This is a genomic window from Phaeobacter sp. BS52, assembly GCF_045040595.1.
Taxonomy (GTDB): Bacteria; Pseudomonadota; Alphaproteobacteria; order Rhodobacterales; family Rhodobacteraceae; genus Phaeobacter; species Phaeobacter piscinae.
On sequence record NZ_CP090662.1, the window covers coordinates 2,330,106 to 2,347,645 of the forward strand.

Genomic DNA, 17,540 nt, shown 5'->3' on the forward strand with positions numbered 1-17,540 from the left:
CTGTGTCGCTTACATCAGGACCGCTTTCAGTCTTCACCACCTCGGATGGGATGCAGCTCGCCTATGACGATCCCGACCAAACAAGCATGGAGGGCCGCCCCCCCTTGCTGTGCCTGGCCGGTCTGACCCGCGACGGGCAGGATTTTCGATATCTTCGGCCGCATATCCGTGGGCATCGCATGATCACGCTGGATGCACGCGGTAGAGGCAGGTCGCAATACGCCGAAGACATTCACAGCTATTCAGTCCCGCGTGAGGCGCAGGATGTGATTGAGCTGCTGGATTATCTGAATATTGATCGCGTCACACTTTTGGGCACCTCTCGCGGTGGACTGGTTGCTATGGCGCTGGCTGCCTTGCACAAACACAGGCTGGCTGGCGTGATCCTGAACGACGTAGGGCCAGAAATCCCAGCGGATGGCATCGCGCGGATCATGGCCTATGTCGGGCATCGCCCTGCGGCCAAAACTCATGAACAGGCCGCCTCGGTGCTGGCGGCACATATGGCCCCAGCATTTCCCGATGTGCCAATGGCGCGCTGGCGCGAGGAGGTGGAGGTTTTCTACACCCAGACACAGGACGGTTTGGCCCTACGCTACGACGCGCGGTTGCGCGACGCCTTACTGGCACAGGCCGCCGCCGGGCCGCCGCCGGATTTGTGGCCGCTGTTCCAATCCCTCAGGGGGGTGCCATCGGGCGTCATCCGTGGGTGCAATTCGGATATTCTCAGCGCCGATACCTACCAAAAAATGCAGTGCCACCTGCCGGAGCTGCTCGCCGTGGAGGTCCCGGACCGGGGTCATGTCCCCTTCCTCGATGAACCCAAGTCGCTGGCGCTTATCCATCGCATTCTGGAGATTGTTCAATGACATCCTTTGCCGCGATTGTCGCAGCTGCCGACCGCCTGAGTGGTCACGCACGGGAGACGCCGTTGCTATCTTCGCCGTTTCTGGACGACATTGCCGGACGCCGTGTCCTGATCAAGGCCGAGTGCCTGCAACACACTGGTTCGTTCAAGTTTCGCGGCGGCTGGGCTGCCCTCTCTGCACTGACCGACGACCAGCGACACCGTGGCGTACTGGCCTATTCCAGTGGCAATCATGCACAGGGGGTGGCCGCCGCAGCCGCTGCACATGCGACGCCCGCCGTGATCCTGATGCCGCAGGATGCGCCAGCCATCAAAATTGCCAATACGCGCGCGCTCGGCGCGGAGGTGGTTTTGTTCGACCGGGCCAAAGACAACCGTGATGCCATCGGAGCAGAACTGGCAGAAGCGCGCGGCCTTACCCTGATCAAACCCTACGACGACGCCGAGGTGATCGCCGGACAAGGCACTGTTGGCCTTGAGATTGCCCGCCAAGCTGCGGACCTTGACGTGAGCGAAGCGGATGTTCTGGTGTGCTGCGGTGGTGGTGGTTTGACCAGCTTGGCGTCGCGCTTGCTCTGGAACAGACCGCGCCAAAGATGACAGTCAGCCCTTGTGAGCCTGAGCGTTTTGATGATGTCGCCCGATCACTGGCTGCAGGTGAAATCTGCCGGAACGAGGCCTCTGCGGGCTCACTCTGCGATGCGATACTGACGCCCGCACCGGGCGAACTCACTTTCCCCATCCTGTCGCGGCTCTGCGACTCGGGCGTCGTAGTCAGCGAAGAGGACGCGATGCGCGCCATGGCGCTGGCCTTTTCACGGCTGAAGATCGTGTTGGAACCCGGCGGCGCGGTGTCTCTCGCAGCAGCCCTGTTCCATGGTGACCGATTGAGCGGCCCTGCCACAATCGCTATCGCAACAGGCGGCAATGTCGACGCAGCCCTTTTTGCCGAGGCGTTGCATCGGTTCGGCTGACTCCGAATGACCGCCCTTATCGAGTTTGGAGTACCACATGACCGAATTCACCATTGCATCCTTCAACGTGAAAAACCTGATAGGTCCGGATCAGGAATACTATAAATTTCAAAGCTACACGCCGGAGGAATACGCGTGGAAAGCCGATTGGATGGCCGATCAGCTGCTGACCCTGGATGCCGATATTGTCGGGTTTCAGGAGATCTTCGAGGAAGCGCCGCTGCGTGATATCATCGCTGAGACCGACCGGCGCGGGCAGGAGGCAAATGCCGCCAGCCTGCCTGACCGGTCCAAACGCTATCATCGCAAGGCGATTTTCCGCAAACTGGCCTATACGCCCTATACTGAGGCTGAGCTGGCCTTTGCGCCCAACATAAACGACAGCGAAACACCAGGGAAACGGCGCCCCGGCCTTGCTATCCTGTCGCGGCATGGCTTCGCTGAACCGGTTGAGATTGTTCAGGATCTGCCGCAACCCCTGGATATTCCGATGGCCTGCCTTGGTGGCGAAGAGGACGCGGGCTACTATACGCTAAGACGGCTGTCGCGCCCGATCATGAAGGCCCGGATCCCTGTCGCCGGGCAGATTGTGAGTGTTTTCAACTGTCATCTGAAATCCAAACTGGGTGAGTTCATCACCCCACAGGGTGCACCCTACCCGCCCGAGACCGTGCTCACGGCCTATGATGCGGGTGGTCGCGCCTTGGGCGCGCTGCGTGCTGCGCTGCGCCGTATGGCTGAGGCCTGGGTGCTGCGGCGGATGGTCTTGGACGAATTGGAACAGAACCGTCCAGTCATGGTATTGGGAGATTTCAATGACGGGGAAAACGCCGTCAGCTCCGAAATTATCAGCGGCGAGACACCGTTTCGGAATTACTCCTGGATGCTGCGCCATGACGCCCGGCACACCGGCGACCGTTACAGTGCAGAGGAGGATCGGCACATCCGTGAAACCATCGACAAGTTTCGATTGCGGTCAGCAGAAAAGCAATTCCTTAAAAAGTCGCTCCGCGATGTGGTCTACACCACGGCATTTGGCGGCGTTCATGAAAGCATTGATCAGATCTACATGTCCCGCCATTTTGATCCGGACTGGGCAGGCCACATAGGAGAGATGCAGTATTTCAGCGTCTTCAACGACCATTTGACCGATGGCAGCCATCCCGAAGCTCCCTACAACAAACTCGCCTCTGATCACGGGCAGATCATGGCTCATATGCGGCTCAAATCTGCAGATTAGGGTCGCATATGCTTATCTCTTCACGCTCCGGCTGACTTTACCTGACGGGTAGCCCGCGTTAGAAAGCGCGACCGAACACACCCCGGAGCCCCCTATGCCATTCGCTGATCTGGGCGATATCCAGCTACACTACCAACTGGATGGAACCGCCGACGGACCTCCTTTGGTCTTTGCCAGTTCTCTTGGCACTGACCTGCATGTCTGGGATCAGGTGGTAGAACAACTGCCAAAAGAACTGCGCATTATCCGCTACGATCTGCGCGGTCACGGCGGGACGCCCGCAACGCCCGCCCCCTACGCCATGGGCACCTTGGTCCGCGATGCAGAGCGGTTATTGGACCAGTTGCAGGTGAAGGGCTGCATCTTCGTCGGGTTGTCTATCGGCGGCATGATTGCACAAGGGCTGGCGATCAAGCGGCTGGATCTGATGCGTGGGCTGGTGCTCTCCAACACCGCCGCCAAGATCGGGACCGCCGCTAGCTGGCAGCAGCGCATTGAGACGATCAAGCGTGATGGGATCGACGCCGTTGCAGACACCATCATGGAGAGATGGTTTGCCCCGGCATTTCGCAAGTCGCCTGAACTGTCTCATTGGCGCGACCACCTGCTCCAGCAATCTGTCGAAGGCTACGTCGGATGCTGCGCAGCGATCGCAGGGACAGATTTTTACACACCCACCAGCGGTTTACGATTGCCGACCTTAGGAATTGCGGGCTCAGACGACGGCGCGACACCGGCGGATCTGGTACGCGAAACCGTCGACCTCATCCCCGGTTCCAAGTTCGAGCTGATCCGCCGCGCCGGTCATATACCTTGTGTCGAACAGCCCGAGGCTTTTGCGGATCGTCTGATCACCTTCCTGAGGGAGCAAGGCCATATCTGATGGCCATTGGGCCGCGGTCCGGTGCGTTCTCGGGAGTGTGCGAGCGACCACAATATCTGCACAAATGGTAGCCGACCGCCCTCACGATAGGGTAACAGACCTGGATATACACCCCATTTGCCGCCAATTGCTGCCCCAACCGGATAGCAGCAGCCATAGCAACCCTTAGTGAAAGATCTCTGATGGCCGCTTCTCTCTTCGACAGCCAGCTCTACGCCTCCTTATTTTCTGCCGGAGATGTTTCCCGGCTGTTCTCAGACAGCGCAGAAATCCGTGCCATGCTGCTGGTAGAAGGGGCGCTGGCTAAGGCGCAGGGCAAGCTCGGCCTGATCCCGGGGGAGAGCGCGGCAGCGATTGGCCGCGCGGTGATGGAGGTCGCTCTGGACCCCGGCGCATTGGCCAAATCGGCCGGACAGAATGGCGTCCCCGTGCCCGGTCTGGTGAATGCCTTGAGGGACGAGATGAACGCCCCGGAGCACGCCCAATATGTGCATTGGGGGGCAACCTCGCAGGATATTATGGACAGCGCTTTGATGCTGCGATTGCGGCAGGCGCTTGCAGCAGTTGAGACTGATCTGCTCACCCTGCTTACGCAACTGTCCGATATGGCCGACACCCATGCCAACCTTCCGATGGCTGCACGCACCTATGGTCAGTTGGCCACCCCGACCAGCTTCGGGGCCGTTGTGGCCACGTGGGGGCAACCTCTGGCTGCACTGCTCGAAGAGCTGCCAGTGCTCCGCCAAACCTGTCTGCTGGTGTCACTGTCCGGTGCTGCTGGAACGTCCAGCGCATTGGGATCCAAGGCCAGTGAGCTGCGCGCCGAGCTGGCTGCGGGATTGTCGCTGGCGGACCCACAGCGCAGCTGGCACACGGATCGCAGTCCGGTTCTGCGGATCGCAGACTGGCTCACCCGCGCCTGCACTATAATGGGAAAATTGGGGACCGATTGCCTGGCCCTGCGCCAAAGCGGCATCGACGAGCTGACAACCAGCACGGCAGGCGCGTCCTCAACCATGCCGCAGAAACAGAACCCGGTTGCCACCTCAGCGCTGATCGCGCTGGCATCGCAGGCGACCGCACAGCTTGCGGCTCTGCATCATGCCGCCGCGCATCAGCACCAACGCGACGGCGCCAGCTGGTTTGGCGAATGGCTGAGCCTTCCACAGATCGTTTTTTGCGCCGCAACTGCCGCCCGGACCGCTGTCTCCATGACCAAAGGGCTGGCACCAGACGCCAAGCAGATGTTGCGCAACCTCCACGCTGCCAATGGGACAATCTATGCAGAAGCGCTGAGCTTTGCCTTGGCGGAGCAGATGCGGCGAGGTGAGGCGCAGGCCGCGGTCAAGGATCTCTGCGCCAAGGCTGCACAGCAGGGCGTACCCCTGCAAGAGGTTGCTGCCGTGCAATTTCCAGAGCTGGATCACGCAACACTCTTTGACGCCACCCGGCAACTTGGGTCAGCCCCGGACGAGGCACAACGATTTGTAAAAACAGTGGCCGCTTTGAAAGGCCGCAAAGAATCGACGTGATACGCTGCTCATCACTGATCTAGGCGGGCCATCCTGCTCTCCCTGCGCCTATGTGCCTCGGGATACGACGTTTCACTGACGGTTTCAGACTTGCAGCCCTCCTCCCCCCGGTCCACCGTGGCCTGCAAACAGGGAGAGAGATCGCATGCCAATCATCAAAGCCGCCGTCTGCCACGAGTTTGGTAGCCCTCTCGTGATCGAAGATGTCCAGCTCGCCGCGCCTCGCACTGGAGAAGTTGAGGTGACACTGGACGCCGTTGCGATCTGTCATAGCGACATCTCCTTTGCAGAGGGCGCCTGGGGTGGGTTTTTGCCTGCCGTTTATGGCCACGAAGCCGCTGGCGTGATCAGCGCCGTCGGCGACAATGTACAGGGCTTTGCTGAAGGGGACAGCGTTGTCGTCACTCTGATCCGATCCTGTGGCAGCTGTCCTAGCTGCGCAGGCGGTGCGCCAACCCTATGCGAAACCCCTTATGATGCAGTCAACGGCCCGCTCAAAACCGCTGACGGTGCGCCGTTGATGCAGGCAATGGCCTGCGGTGCCTTTGCAGAGCGAGTGGTTGTGGATCAACGCCAGATCGTAAAAATCCCAAGCGAAATAGCCAAAGACGTCGCCGCGCTTATCTCCTGCGGCGTCATCACGGGCGTTGGTGCTGCAGTGAACGCCGCAAAGCTGCGCGCGGGCGAGGATGTTGTTGTGATCGGCGCGGGGGGCGTTGGCCTCAATGCGATCCAGGGCGCCCGCATCGCAGGTGCGCGCCGGATCGTTGCCGTCGATCTGAGCGAGGAAAAGCTGGAGATTGCCAAGGAGTTTGGCGCGACCCACACAGTCCTCGGCCGCCTCGATGCGCCATGGAAGGCGTCGTACAAGGCTCTTGGCGGCAGAGGGGCTGATGTTGTTCTGGTCACCGTTGGCGCTATCCCGGCCTATGAGCAGGCCACGCGATATCTGGGCATCGGTGGGCGCATGGTAATGATCGGCATGCCGCACTCGGGCGCAAAAGCCAGCTATGAGCCGGTCATCATGGCCGCCATCGGACAAGGCATGATCGGCTCCAAAATGGGTGACGTGGTAATTCAGCGGGATATTCCGTGGATGGTGGACCTCTATCAGCAGGGGCGCCTGAAACTGGACGAGTTGATTTCCGGGCGTTGGAGCCTTGAAGACATCAATGCAGCGATTGCCGATACAAAAACAGGATCGGCGCGCCGCAACGTCATCCTTTTTGACCAATAAACCCCTGAGCAGACACGGAAGAACCTGACATGAAACTGCAAGACCTAGACATCATTGTCACCGCTCCCCCCGCTCCGGGATGGGGAGGGCGCTATTGGATTCTGGTCAAGGTGACCACCGACACCGGTATTACTGGCTGGGGTGAATGTTACGCCGCCTCCGTTGGCCCTGACGCAATGACACATGTGATCCGCGATGTCTTTGAGCGGCATATGCAGGGCATGAATCCCGAAAATATCGAATGGATGTTTCGGCGGGCCTATTCATCGGGTTTCACGCAGCGCCCCGACCTGAGCGTCATGGGCGCCTTTTCTGGCCTTGAGATCGCCTGCTGGGATATCCTCGGCAAGGATCGTGACCGGCCAGTTCACGCTTTGATTGGCGGGCGAATGAACGACCGGCTGCGTGCCTATACCTATCTTTATCCACTGCCCCATCACGATATTGATGCGTTCTGGAACACGCCCGAACTGGCGGCCGAATCCGCAATCGCAGCCGTGGAAAAAGGTTACACTGCGGTCAAATTCGACCCCGCCGGTCCCTATACGATGCGGGGGGGGCATATGCCGAGCCCAATCTGACATCACCCAATCCGTCGCCTTTTGCCGCGCCATCCGCGAGGCTGTCGGCGACAGGGCAGATCTATTGTTCGGCACCCATGGTCAGTTTACGCCAGCAGGGGCTATTCGGCTCGGTCAAGCGTTGGAACCTTATGAGCCCCTGTGGTTTGAGGAGCCAACGCCTCCCGATTTGGTCGCAGATATGGCTCGGGTTGCAGATCGGGTGCGTATCCCGGTCGCGACAGGGGAACGGCTAACAACGAAAGCGGAGTTCGCCGCCATCTTGCGGGCAGGTGCGGCGGAAATCCTGCAACCGGCCTTGGGGCGATCCGGCGGTATCTGGGAGACCAAGAAAATTGCGGCCATCGCCGAAGTCTTCGGCGCACAGATGGCGCCTCATCTCTACGCCGGTCCTGTCGAGTGGGCGGCCAATATCCAGCTTGCAGCCTCAATCCCCAACCTCTTGATGATCGAAACAATCGAGACACCGTTTCATACGGCTCTGATTAAGCAGGGGATCACTGTGGAGGACGGTTTCGTGATCCCGTCAGATGCGCCAGGTCTTGGCATTGAGGTCGACGAAGATCTTGCCCGCGCCCATCCCTTTATCGGGAATGATCTGCACCTCAACATGCAGGATGCCCCATGCAACTATGCCGAGGGCAATAGTTTTGTAGGCGGCGCCCCTCCTATCGAAGAATAACCAGCGCCACGTAGGAGACGCGCGCGGCGTGGCTCAACGGGGCCGGATCTTGGCCAAGATCCGGCAACCGGCGGGAGTGCATGTAGTGAACAAATACAGTCAGTTGTCTTCGACGATATGCTGCCGCTGTTCACCCAGCCCATCGATGCCTAGCCGCAGGATATCGCCCGCCCTCAGATAGATCGGGTCGGGTTTCTGCCCCATCCCAACCCCCGGCGGTGTCCCGGTTGCAATGAGGTCGCCGGGATGCAGGGTCATCAACTGGCTGAGATGCGAGATGATTTCGGCGACGGAGAAGATCATCGTACTGCTGTGACCCTGCTGCATGCGCTTGCCGTTCACGTCACAATAAAGCGCAAGTTGCTGCGGGTCGGGAACCTCATCGGGTGTTACCAGCCACGGGCCAATCGGGCCGAAACTGTCGCAGCTCTTCCCTTTGGTCCATTGCCCGGACAGATCCATCTGGAAAGATCGCTCCGAGACATCGTTGACCACGCAATAGCCCGCCACATGGTCCAACGCGTCTTCAACCCCGACGTATTTGGCTGTTTTCCCAATCACCACGCCCAACTCCACCTCCCAGTCGGTTTTCTGCGCGCCGCGCGGCAAAACCACTGGATCGTTTGGGCCACTGATGGCTGAATTCGCCTTTAGAAACAGGATCGGATGCTGCGGGATCGCAAGTCCCGCCTCCTCAGCATGATCCCGGTAGTTCAGGCCGATACAGAGGAATTTGCCGACGTCGTCAACGCAGGCGGCCAACCTCGGCTCTCCCTGAACGATCGGCAAATCTGCAAGCGGAAGCGATGCCAGCTTCGCTTGCGTGTCATGTCCTAGTTCTGCGCCCGTGAGATCTGCGATATGCTCGCCTAGGTCTCTCAGAGTGCCGTCGTCGGCTCTGAGGCCCGGACGAATACTGGCGCCACTATAGTATCTCAGTAATTTCATGGCAGTGCCTCCCCTCGATCTTAAACGCCCGCGCCTCTCATGGACGCGTAAACAGTGCCTCAAAAGCGATCAGCTCGACACATAGCCTGCAACGACTTGCAACAGTTTAAACGCGGTCGCCGCATCGTTCTCTACAACCGCAAGGAACTCCTCCTCACCAATCCGCAAACAGGTCAAATCGGTTTCCGCAATCATGCTGAGGGCACGGGGTTCCTTCCGGATCAGACCCAATTCGCCGACCAGACGACCTGCGCCGACCTTGGCAACCAGGCGATGTGCCTCCCCGTCCTGCGGCAGGTATAGCCCTGCCTCCCCCTCCAGCACCATATAGGCGCCATCGCTGGCCTCATCATCTTTCAAAAACACTGTGTCACCGGATTTTGCCGTGTACCAGCGCGCGCCAAAGGCCAGCAGACGCAGCTGACGGCGATTGAGTTCGGAGAACAGCTCTGTCTGCTCCAGCGCTCTGAGTTTGCGCGCAAGGTCCGCACTCCCCGCGCCATCGCTGACCGCATCCGCAACCGGGCTGTCGCTGACCAGTCGTCCCTGACGCAGTTCATAGTAGCCGTCGAAAACATCCGGGCTCTCGAAGCTGCTGCCAAGGTAAATCAGCGTGGTGTCCGGCAACAGCTGGCGCAGATTCTTATGGATCGCGATCCGAGTGTCGAGGTCATAACTCGCCATGGCGGCGTCCAAGATCAAGATATCGGGACGTTTGATGGACGCCCGTGAGAACGCAAGCGGCTCCGCAAAACTGGCTGCAAGCCCCTGCCCGCCCAGCGCAATCGGCAGATCAAAGATCAGCTCAACCACGTGATCACGGACACCGTTCTTCACCAGCACATCCGAGACAAGTTTCTGCACCTCTTCCGCCCGCCCGCTCGAGCGCTATCGGAAATTTTGCCGAACAGGGCGTTTTCCAGAACCGTCAAGCCAGGTGCAAATGCCCGGTCATCAAGCGGTTCGAAAATATCATCCAGCGTCGCCATCAGCTGGCTGGAATGGCTCTGCCGGAAGGCCAGAATGCGCTCTTCTATCTCACTGCTGAACGCCGCACCGATCTGCTCGGCTGAAATGCTGAAGGGGACGATCAGCAACCGCGCCAGCTCCTCATGGCTCAGCGCGGAGACACCATCGTTACGGGTCTTGTCCACCAGCGCGAGCGCGCCCTCATAGGCCGAGGCCTCCAGACCCAGCTTGCGGAACAGGGGATGATCGGTGCCATCGATACCAAAGATCTGCCGCAGCATTTCCACGACATCACGGCTAAGGGCCACAAGATCCGCGTCCAGATTGAGGTCACGCAGTTGATCAAGGAAATCGTCCTGTTGGCGCAGCACGTCTTCGCTCATGCGGCCCTGTGTGGTCGCATACAGCAGGTTTTCCGCCACTGGCAGTGCCGGGTTGTACCGATCAGGTGCCAAAAAATGCACATAGTCATCTAGGCCCGCGTCGATGACGGCCTGCTGCACGGTGCCCCGCAGATCGACGAGTTGCTGCGCCAGTTCCGGGTGGCTTGAAGCCTCAAAGCGTTGCTCGACCCCACGGCGAAACAGCGCGGTGTCGGATCCAATGCCTGAAACCAGCCTGAGCCACCAGTCGCGCAGCTCCGCCTCGCTGGAGAACCCGGCGAGGGCCGGATCAAGCCACGACGCGTCGAGCGGATCGGGACTATTGCCTGCACGCTGCGCCACATCATACCGCCGCAGATCCTGTGCGGCTCCCAGTGGCCGCTGTCGGATCGGCATCATCACATTGTCGCCAAACGATCCCTGAAACAACACCGGTCGGGAGGTGGCATGTCCGATACGTGCAGCGATCACCGCCTGATGAATGTCGCGCATATCCTGGCCATCAATCGAAACCTCACCGGCCGAGGGCAGCAATTCCCGGGTCAGCAGCCCCGCCAAGGCGCGGCGGTCTTCCTCCGACGGGGCGGCGACGCCGATCACCTTCCCTGCCGGGAACCGCGCGTTCAGATCTTCCAGAACGAGGTTGCCATTGGCGTCACGAACATTGACCCCCTCAACGACGATATCCCCCTTCAGGCGCTGCAATTCATCCGGTGCGCCGGTCATCAAGGCCTCGTCCACCATTCCCGGAGGATCGAACCGCTCCAGGATGACATCCCAACGCAACGCCATATCCTGCGTCTGGTTGTAGTAGGCCAGCAACTCCTTCCAGGGAGACGCCAAATCCTTGTAGGCTGCGAGAGCTGCAACCAACGCGCCAAGCGAGACCTTGCCCTCCAGCACCAGGTAGCCACCCACCGCGTAGAACAGGAACGGCGTCAACTGCGTGATGAAGTTGTTAAGAAACTTCATGAAGAATTTCTTCTGATAGATCTCAAACCGGATGTCATAAAGCCAGCCAAGCCGGTCAGTGATCACGGCCATCCGGTAGCGCCAGCCGCCATTCAGACGCAGGGTCGACGCCCCCGCCGCACTCTCTCCTATTTCGGAGGCCAAGGCCCGAATCTGGCGAATGCGTTTCTTGTTCAGCAGGTTGATCTGGCGCTGCAACATCGGGATCAACCAGCCCTGCAACGGAATAAGCGCAACAGCCGCCAACCCGAACCAGACATTCTGCATGAACAGAAAATACAGGATGGTCAGCATTTGGCCCGCCTGCAGAACCGGCTGGCTGACCGCATCCCCCATGAGCCCACCCATGGGTTCGCTCTCGGATGTGATCATGGAGACCAATTCACCCTGGCTGACCCGCTCAAAATATGGCTGCGGAAACCTTAGCACGCGCGAGATCAACCGATAGCGAAACCGCCGCAACATCCGCTCGGCCAGAATGCCCTTCATCGTGTTGATGCGCATCTTCAGCAGACCATGGGCCAGCACCGCCACAAGGAACCCGCCACACAGCAGCCAGAGGTAGTGCAGCTGTGTCAGCTCATATCCAAACAGATCAATGCTGGAACTTTGGGCACCGATAGCATCATTGATGATGCGCTTTGGCAGCTCCAGTGTCAGGTACAAGAGTGGAAACAGGCAGGCGGTAACCAACAGCAAGACCAACTGGTCGCGCTTGGAGTAAGTCCAGATAAACCGAAAGAGAGTGCGTTCTATGGGACGGCTCCGAAATGGCGACAGTTGCTGAAACGGATCCTGATATGCCTAGCCCGGATTACCCGTTGCAGGCAATGGCAACAGGGCGATCCCGTCATCAAAGATTCTTCGCAAACCTTAAGACAACACTGAGATCCGACGCAGTTGACGGGGCGTCGCGACGAATACTGTTACAGGCCATTTGCCAGCATCCAAAAAATACGTAAGCTTTCAGAGCTCGCGACACAAAATGAGGCCGTTCCTTTGTCAGATCCTCTCGCATCCCTGTTGGGATTGCTCTGCCTGCTTCAGATCAAGCACATGTTTGCCGATTTTTATCTGCAGACGCCTAAAATGCTGTCAGGCCGCGGGGAATATCTGCATGCGGGGCGCGCGCAACATGCCGGGGTTCATGTATTGGGATCGATCATCGCCTTTGTGATTATGGGGGCACCGGTCGGGTTTGTTCTGATTATCTGCGCACTGGAATGGGTCGCCCATTTCAATATCGACTATTGCAAGGCCTGCTATTCCAAACGCAAGGAGCTGGCGCCCGATATGGCTGTCTATTGGCGTGCAATGGGGACCGATCAGGCGCTGCACCAGCTTACCTATCTGGCGATGGCAGCGGCCTGGGCTCATGTGAGTTTCGGATAGATCTCACCCGGAGACGAGCGGCGCGCACCTAACCCACCAAGTCGGCCCGTCCTAGGGCGCCACGGGTTCGTCGCGTTTAATCGTCCGCAGAACCACATTTGTCTGCGCGCTGGCCACCGCAGGCAAGCGGAACAGAAACTCCTCCAGAAATCGGTTGTAGGCGTCCAGATCAGGCGCCAGCACGCGCAGGTGATAGTCTGACTGCCCAGTGGTCGCATAACATTCCTGAACCAGACGGCTGGTCTCCACCGCCCTGATGAAATCTGCCAGCTTATCGCGATCATGGCGTGTCAGCTGGACGTGAACGATGGCATGAAACCCCAGCCCCATCGCCTTTGCATTCACCACGGCACCGTAACGTTCGATGATGCCAGCCTCCTCAAGCATACGCACCCGCCGCCACAGCGCTGAGGTGGACATGCCGACAGCGTCAGCCAGATCCGCATTCGACATCCGCGCATCCTGCTGAAGGAGTGTCAGGATGCGCTGGTCACGGTCATCCAGCACCAATTCATCACTCATGGCAATATTTTCCAGATTACCTTGCTTAATGGTACGTATATTCACTTTTACCTCTGCGAACAAACAATCTGGCACACATTTTCTGCATGATCGGGTTATTCTTTCAGATGATAGCCATTTTGATGCAAGGGATGCCTCCATGACCCAGCTCAGCCATGATTTCCGCAGCTACCAGCTGGATGACCGATATGAGTATACCAGAGGCCGCGTTTTCCTGACCGGCACACAGGCACTCGCACGGGTCATGTTGGATCAGGCCCGGCGCGACAAGTCTGCGGGATTGAACACGGCGGGTTTTGTCTCCGGGTACCGTGGGTCACCACTGGGTGGAGTTGATCTGGAATTCTGGCGCAGCCGCAAACGCATGGATGCGCACAACATTACCTTCATGCCTGCCGTCAACGAAGATCTAGGCGCAACCGCTGTTCTGGGCGCGCAGCAAGCCATTCTCGACCCTCACTGTGAGGTCGAGGGCGTGTTTTCCATGTGGTATGGCAAAGGACCGGGTGTCGACCGATCCGGCGATGCGCTGAAACACGGCAACGCCTATGGCTCATCAGAAAAGGGCGGCGTGCTGGTGGTTGCGGGCGATGACCATGGCTGTGTCAGCTCCTCCATGCCCCATCAATCCGATGTGGCCTTCATGTCGTGGTTCATGCCGGTCCTGAACCCTGCCGATGTCTCTGAGTTTCTGCAATTCGGCGAGTACGGCTTTGCGCTTTCGCGTTACTCCGGCACGTGGGTCGGATTTAAGGCCGTTTCGGAAACCGTGGAAAGCGCCCGTTCGGTGGACCTGCGCCCGGACCGCAATTTCACCTACCCGGAGCTGCTGGACTACCCAGGTGGCCTGCATATCCGCCGCTCCGATCTCCCCTCTCCCGAGATCGAAACCCGGATCCACGCCAAACTGCGTGCGGTACGTGCCTTTGCCGAGGCCAACCCGATTGATACACGTATCTATGACCTGCCAAAAGCGACGTTCGGGTTTGTGACCACTGGCAAGGGTCACCTCGACCTGATGGAAGCCCTGCGGTTGCTTGGCCTTGATCAGGCCGCCTGCAAGCGTTTGGGCATCGATATCTACAAGGTTGGCATGGTCTGGCCGCTTGCTCGAACGGAGGCGCTGCGTTTTGTGAAGGGCAAGCAAGAGGTTCTGGTTGTCGAGGAAAAGCGCGGTATTATCGAAAGCCAGTTCAAGGAATACTTCTACGACTGGCCTGGCGATAAACCGGAACGGATGGTTGGCAAACATGACAGCCAGGGCAACCCGCTGATCCCTTGGACGGGTGAGCTGTCCCCTCTGACCTTGGTGCCGATTGTTGCAGAACGGCTGAACCGGTTTTTCCCGGAGGAAAACCTGCTGGATCGGGCGAATGCCCTGACCGCGGAACCACCCCGATTGCTGAATGTGCCGGGTGCCACCCGTACGCCGTATTTCTGCTCGGGCTGCCCTCACAACACCTCGACCAAACTGCCCGACGGCAGCAAGGCGAATTCCGGTATCGGTTGTCACGTTATGGCGAGCTGGATGGACCGCGACACCGCTGGCTACGCCCAGATGGGCGGCGAGGGCGTGCCCTGGACAGTCGCCTCCAAATTCAATGGCGGCAAACATGTGTTTCAGAACCTTGGTGAGGGGACGTGGTATCACTCTGGTTCACTGGCCATTCGTCAGGCGGTCGCGGCCGATACGAATATCACCTACAAGATTCTCTATAATGACGCCGTTGCGATGACGGGCGGTCAGCCGGTAGATGGCCCAGTGAGTGTCTCAGGCATCGCCCAGACCTGCCGCGCCGAAGGCGTTGACCGGATCGCATTGGTGTCGGACAACATTGAGAAGTTTTCTAAGTCGGAGTTCCCGGCAGGCACCAGCTTTCATGATCGACGCGACATGGACAGCGTCCAGCGCGAACTGCGCGAGATCCCGGGCGTCACCGTCCTGATCTACGAACAGACCTGCGCCACTGAGAAGCGCCGCCGCCGCAAGCGCGGCACGATGGAGGACCCCAAGCGTTTTGCCTTCATCAATGATCTGGTCTGCGAGGGCTGTGGCGATTGCTCTGTGGAATCCAACTGTCTGAGCGTTGAGCCAAAAGAAACACCCTTTGGTCGCAAGCGTAAAATCAACCTCTCCAGCTGTAACAAGGATTTCTCCTGCCTGAACGGCTTCTGCCCCAGCTTTGTGACCGTCGAGGGCGCAACGCGACGCAAGAAGGAGGTCGCTGCACTCGATTCTTCGGCGTTGACCGCAGATCTGCCACACCCGGCCCTACCGTCACTGAAAGAGCCGTTCGATCTTCTGGTGACAGGTGTTGGTGGCACCGGAGTGGTCACCGTAGGTGCGCTGATCACAATGGCGGCCCATCTGGAGGGCAAAGGTGCCAGCGTGCTGGATTTCACCGGCTTTGCGCAGAAGTTTGGCACAGTGTTGGGCTATATTCGCCTATCCAATACACCGGATGCCCTGCATCAGGTGCGCATCGACCAAAGTGCAGCAGACGCCGTCATCGGCTGTGATGTGGTCGTCAGCTCTGCGCCCAAAGCCTCCGCCCATTATCGCGCGGGCACCAAGATGGTACTGAACCGCGCCGAAATGCCGACAGGCGATCTGGTCCTACGTCGAGATGCAGACCTGATGGCCAACCTGCGTGAGAAATCCATCTCAAATGTCATCGGTGCGGACAACCTGTCAGGGTTCAACGCAAACGAGGCGGCTGAGACCCTCCTTGGTGATGCGGTTCTGGCCAATGTAATGATGCTTGGCTTTGCTTGGCAGAACGGGTTGGTGCCGGTGAGCCTCGGCGCAATGGACCAGGCAATTGTGCTCAACGGGGTTGCCATCGAGAAGAATCGCCTGGCCTTCGCCATCGGGCGTGCATTTGCCCACGACCCTACGCGCCTGTCCGAACTTTATGATGAAGCAGAAGCCCCTGAGGAAACGCTGGCAGAACTGATTGACCGGCGCGCCACCTTCCTGACTGGGTATCAGGACGTCGCCTATGCACAGTCCTATACCGCCCTGCTGGAGGCGCTGCGCAACGCGCTCCCCGCAAGCGGATCAGACACCCTGGTGACCGCCGCAGCGCGATCGCTGTTCAAACTGATGGCCTACAAGGACGAATTTGAGGTGGCCCGTCTGCTGAGCGACGAAAGCTTCAAACATCAGCTCGAAGCCGAGTTTGATGGCGACTTCCGAGTGAATTATCACCTCGCGCCGCCGCTTCTCAGCCGGAAGACCGATGCGCGCGGACGTCCTCAGAAAATGCAGTTCGGTTCCTGGATGCGCCCCGCGCTGCGCCTTCTCGCCAAGGGACGCCGCATGCGTGGCAGCCGTTGGAACCCATTTGGGCGCCACGAAGAGGCGCGTCTGCACCGCGACTTGCTGACGTGGTATCAGACCATCATCGCCACTGCCACGGAGCGCTATTCACCTGAGCATCATGACGCCTGGCTGAAAGTGATGAGCGCCCCCATGGATATACGGGGCTATGGTCCTGTAAGGATGGCGGCGGCTGAAAAGGTCAAAGCCGAGGTCAACACCCAGCTGGAGGCGCTTTGATATCACCGGTCAAGACCGCCTCAAGGACGCCAGAACTCTCTGGCATAGCCCGCAAATTCAGCCAGCTCTTCGGGGCTGGCTGCTTGCCCTGTGAACACTTCCAAATAGGCGCCGGTCATGCCGAGCCGCTGGTCATAGGGCTCGTTCAGACCTGCCATGTCGTATCCCAGCTGCATATAGTAGAGCACCTTCGCACGCGTCTCCGCGTCGCGTTCCGCGAAGTCATAGCGCCGGAACATCGCCGTCAGCGCGTCGATCCGCCTTGCATCAGACATATCCAGAATATTACGTACATGACCGGATCTGCGCGCCCAGTCACGCACCGCGAAATCCAATGCCGTGTTAAACAGCTGCGGATTGGCGGTGCAGCGAAACACATTCAGCACTGCCGCCGCAATGGTTTCAGCTCAGCGCCTCAGCCTGCCCGATCATGCCAATCGTATTGGTCTGTTCCCAGCTGGTCAGCAGCGCGTCGAGCAGATCCTGGCGTGATTTGAAGTACCAGTAGAACGAGGAGCGCGACACGCCCATCCGCTCGGCGAGGGCCAGCACCTTCACCTGTTCTACCCCATCGGTGATAAGAACATCCATGGCAACATTCAGCCAATCCGCGCGGGTGACCTTGATGTTGCCAACCAGCGGAGCGGCATCTGGATCGTCACGATGCAGAACGGGTTTATCTGCCATATCAGGCCCCTGAATTATTGGATCGAGAACGCGGCAGAGCAGCCACAGAAAACGCCCTCAATCTGCCGCTGTTTTCGGCCACTGTCCATCCATGCGCCAGACGCCTCT

Annotated in this window: 9 protein-coding genes and 4 pseudogenes; 9 read left to right on the forward strand and 4 right to left on the reverse strand. The window is 59.1% G+C overall.

Annotated features, from left to right (window positions below; all coding sequences use genetic code 11):
• The first annotated feature begins 50 nt into the window (after window positions 1-50).
• From L0Z65_RS11270 to L0Z65_RS11300, 7 genes and pseudogenes are all read left to right on the forward strand, one after another.
• Entirely contained in the window at window positions 51-869 is an 819-nt protein-coding gene (locus tag L0Z65_RS11270) for an alpha/beta fold hydrolase (RefSeq protein WP_405112535.1), read from the forward strand.
• A pseudogene (locus L0Z65_RS11275) lies at window positions 866-1,842 on the forward strand (threonine/serine dehydratase). The gene L0Z65_RS11270 and the pseudogene L0Z65_RS11275 overlap by 4 nt, the downstream one beginning before the upstream one ends.
• A gap of 37 nt (window positions 1,843-1,879) precedes the next feature.
• Window positions 1,880-3,082, forward strand: a complete 1,203-nt coding sequence (locus L0Z65_RS11280) for an endonuclease/exonuclease/phosphatase family protein (RefSeq protein WP_405107636.1) — start codon at window positions 1,880-1,882, stop codon at window positions 3,080-3,082.
• 94 nt (window positions 3,083-3,176) lie between these two features.
• The gene (gene pcaD / locus L0Z65_RS11285) at window positions 3,177-3,965 is read left to right on the forward strand and encodes a 3-oxoadipate enol-lactonase (RefSeq protein ID WP_405107639.1); all 789 of its coding nucleotides are present in this window, start codon (window positions 3,177-3,179) and stop codon (window positions 3,963-3,965) included.
• A 182-nt stretch (window positions 3,966-4,147) separates the two neighbouring features.
• The gene (locus tag L0Z65_RS11290; RefSeq protein ID WP_405107642.1) at window positions 4,148-5,497 is read left to right on the forward strand and encodes a lyase family protein; all 1,350 of its coding nucleotides are present in this window, start codon (window positions 4,148-4,150) and stop codon (window positions 5,495-5,497) included.
• 145 nt (window positions 5,498-5,642) lie between these two features.
• Window positions 5,643-6,734 carry a Zn-dependent alcohol dehydrogenase gene (locus L0Z65_RS11295; protein WP_405107645.1) on the forward strand — a complete coding sequence of 364 codons (1,092 nt, stop codon included), beginning with the start codon at window positions 5,643-5,645 and terminating at the stop codon, window positions 6,732-6,734.
• 29 nt (window positions 6,735-6,763) lie between these two features.
• A pseudogene (locus L0Z65_RS11300) lies at window positions 6,764-7,997 on the forward strand (mandelate racemase/muconate lactonizing enzyme family protein).
• Window positions 7,998-8,096: 99 nt separating this feature from the next.
• Here L0Z65_RS11300 and L0Z65_RS11305 read toward each other — a convergent pair.
• Both L0Z65_RS11305 and L0Z65_RS11310 read right to left on the reverse strand, forming a co-directional pair.
• Window positions 8,097-8,945, reverse strand: a complete 849-nt coding sequence (locus tag L0Z65_RS11305) for a fumarylacetoacetate hydrolase family protein (RefSeq protein ID WP_405107648.1) — start codon at window positions 8,943-8,945, stop codon at window positions 8,097-8,099.
• Window positions 8,946-9,014: 69 nt separating this feature from the next.
• A pseudogene (locus tag L0Z65_RS11310) lies at window positions 9,015-11,974 on the reverse strand (ABC transporter transmembrane domain-containing protein).
• A gap of 294 nt (window positions 11,975-12,268) precedes the next feature.
• Between L0Z65_RS11310 and L0Z65_RS11315 the strand changes: the two are divergent.
• Complete coding sequence (locus tag L0Z65_RS11315; protein WP_014873552.1) at window positions 12,269-12,661, forward strand: DUF3307 domain-containing protein; 393 nt, start codon at window positions 12,269-12,271, stop codon at window positions 12,659-12,661.
• 51 nt (window positions 12,662-12,712) lie between these two features.
• Here the strand turns inward: L0Z65_RS11315 and L0Z65_RS11320 are convergent, their stop codons facing one another.
• Window positions 12,713-13,183, reverse strand: coding sequence for an Lrp/AsnC family transcriptional regulator (locus tag L0Z65_RS11320; protein ID WP_096870567.1), 471 nt, complete (start codon window positions 13,181-13,183; stop codon window positions 12,713-12,715).
• Between the two features lie 139 nt (window positions 13,184-13,322).
• Between L0Z65_RS11320 and L0Z65_RS11325 the strand changes: the two genes are divergently transcribed.
• The gene (locus tag L0Z65_RS11325; protein WP_405107653.1) at window positions 13,323-16,745 is read left to right on the forward strand and encodes an indolepyruvate ferredoxin oxidoreductase family protein; all 3,423 of its coding nucleotides are present in this window, start codon (window positions 13,323-13,325) and stop codon (window positions 16,743-16,745) included.
• A 20-nt stretch (window positions 16,746-16,765) separates the two neighbouring features.
• Here L0Z65_RS11325 and L0Z65_RS11330 read toward each other — a convergent pair.
• Window positions 16,766-17,432, reverse strand: a pseudogene (locus L0Z65_RS11330) (TetR/AcrR family transcriptional regulator).
• Window positions 17,433-17,540 lie beyond the last annotated feature (108 nt).

What these genes read in the sequence shown, in the direction of transcription:
- L0Z65_RS11290 (WP_405107642.1), top strand. Translation starts at nt 4,148, where the DNA reads ATGGCCGCTTCTCTCTTCGACAGCCAGCTCTACGCCTCCTTATTTTCT.
- L0Z65_RS11270 (WP_405112535.1), top strand. Translation starts at nt 51, where the DNA reads ATGCAGCTCGCCTATGACGATCCCGACCAAACAAGCATGGAGGGCCGC.
- pcaD (WP_405107639.1), top strand. Translation starts at nt 3,177, where the DNA reads ATGCCATTCGCTGATCTGGGCGATATCCAGCTACACTACCAACTGGAT.
- L0Z65_RS11320 (WP_096870567.1), bottom strand. Translation starts at nt 13,183, where the DNA reads ATGAGTGATGAATTGGTGCTGGATGACCGTGACCAGCGCATCCTGACA.
- L0Z65_RS11325 (WP_405107653.1), top strand. Translation starts at nt 13,323, where the DNA reads ATGACCCAGCTCAGCCATGATTTCCGCAGCTACCAGCTGGATGACCGA.
- L0Z65_RS11280 (WP_405107636.1), top strand. Translation starts at nt 1,880, where the DNA reads ATGACCGAATTCACCATTGCATCCTTCAACGTGAAAAACCTGATAGGT.
- L0Z65_RS11305 (WP_405107648.1), bottom strand. Translation starts at nt 8,945, where the DNA reads ATGAAATTACTGAGATACTATAGTGGCGCCAGTATTCGTCCGGGCCTC.
- L0Z65_RS11295 (WP_405107645.1), top strand. Translation starts at nt 5,643, where the DNA reads ATGCCAATCATCAAAGCCGCCGTCTGCCACGAGTTTGGTAGCCCTCTC.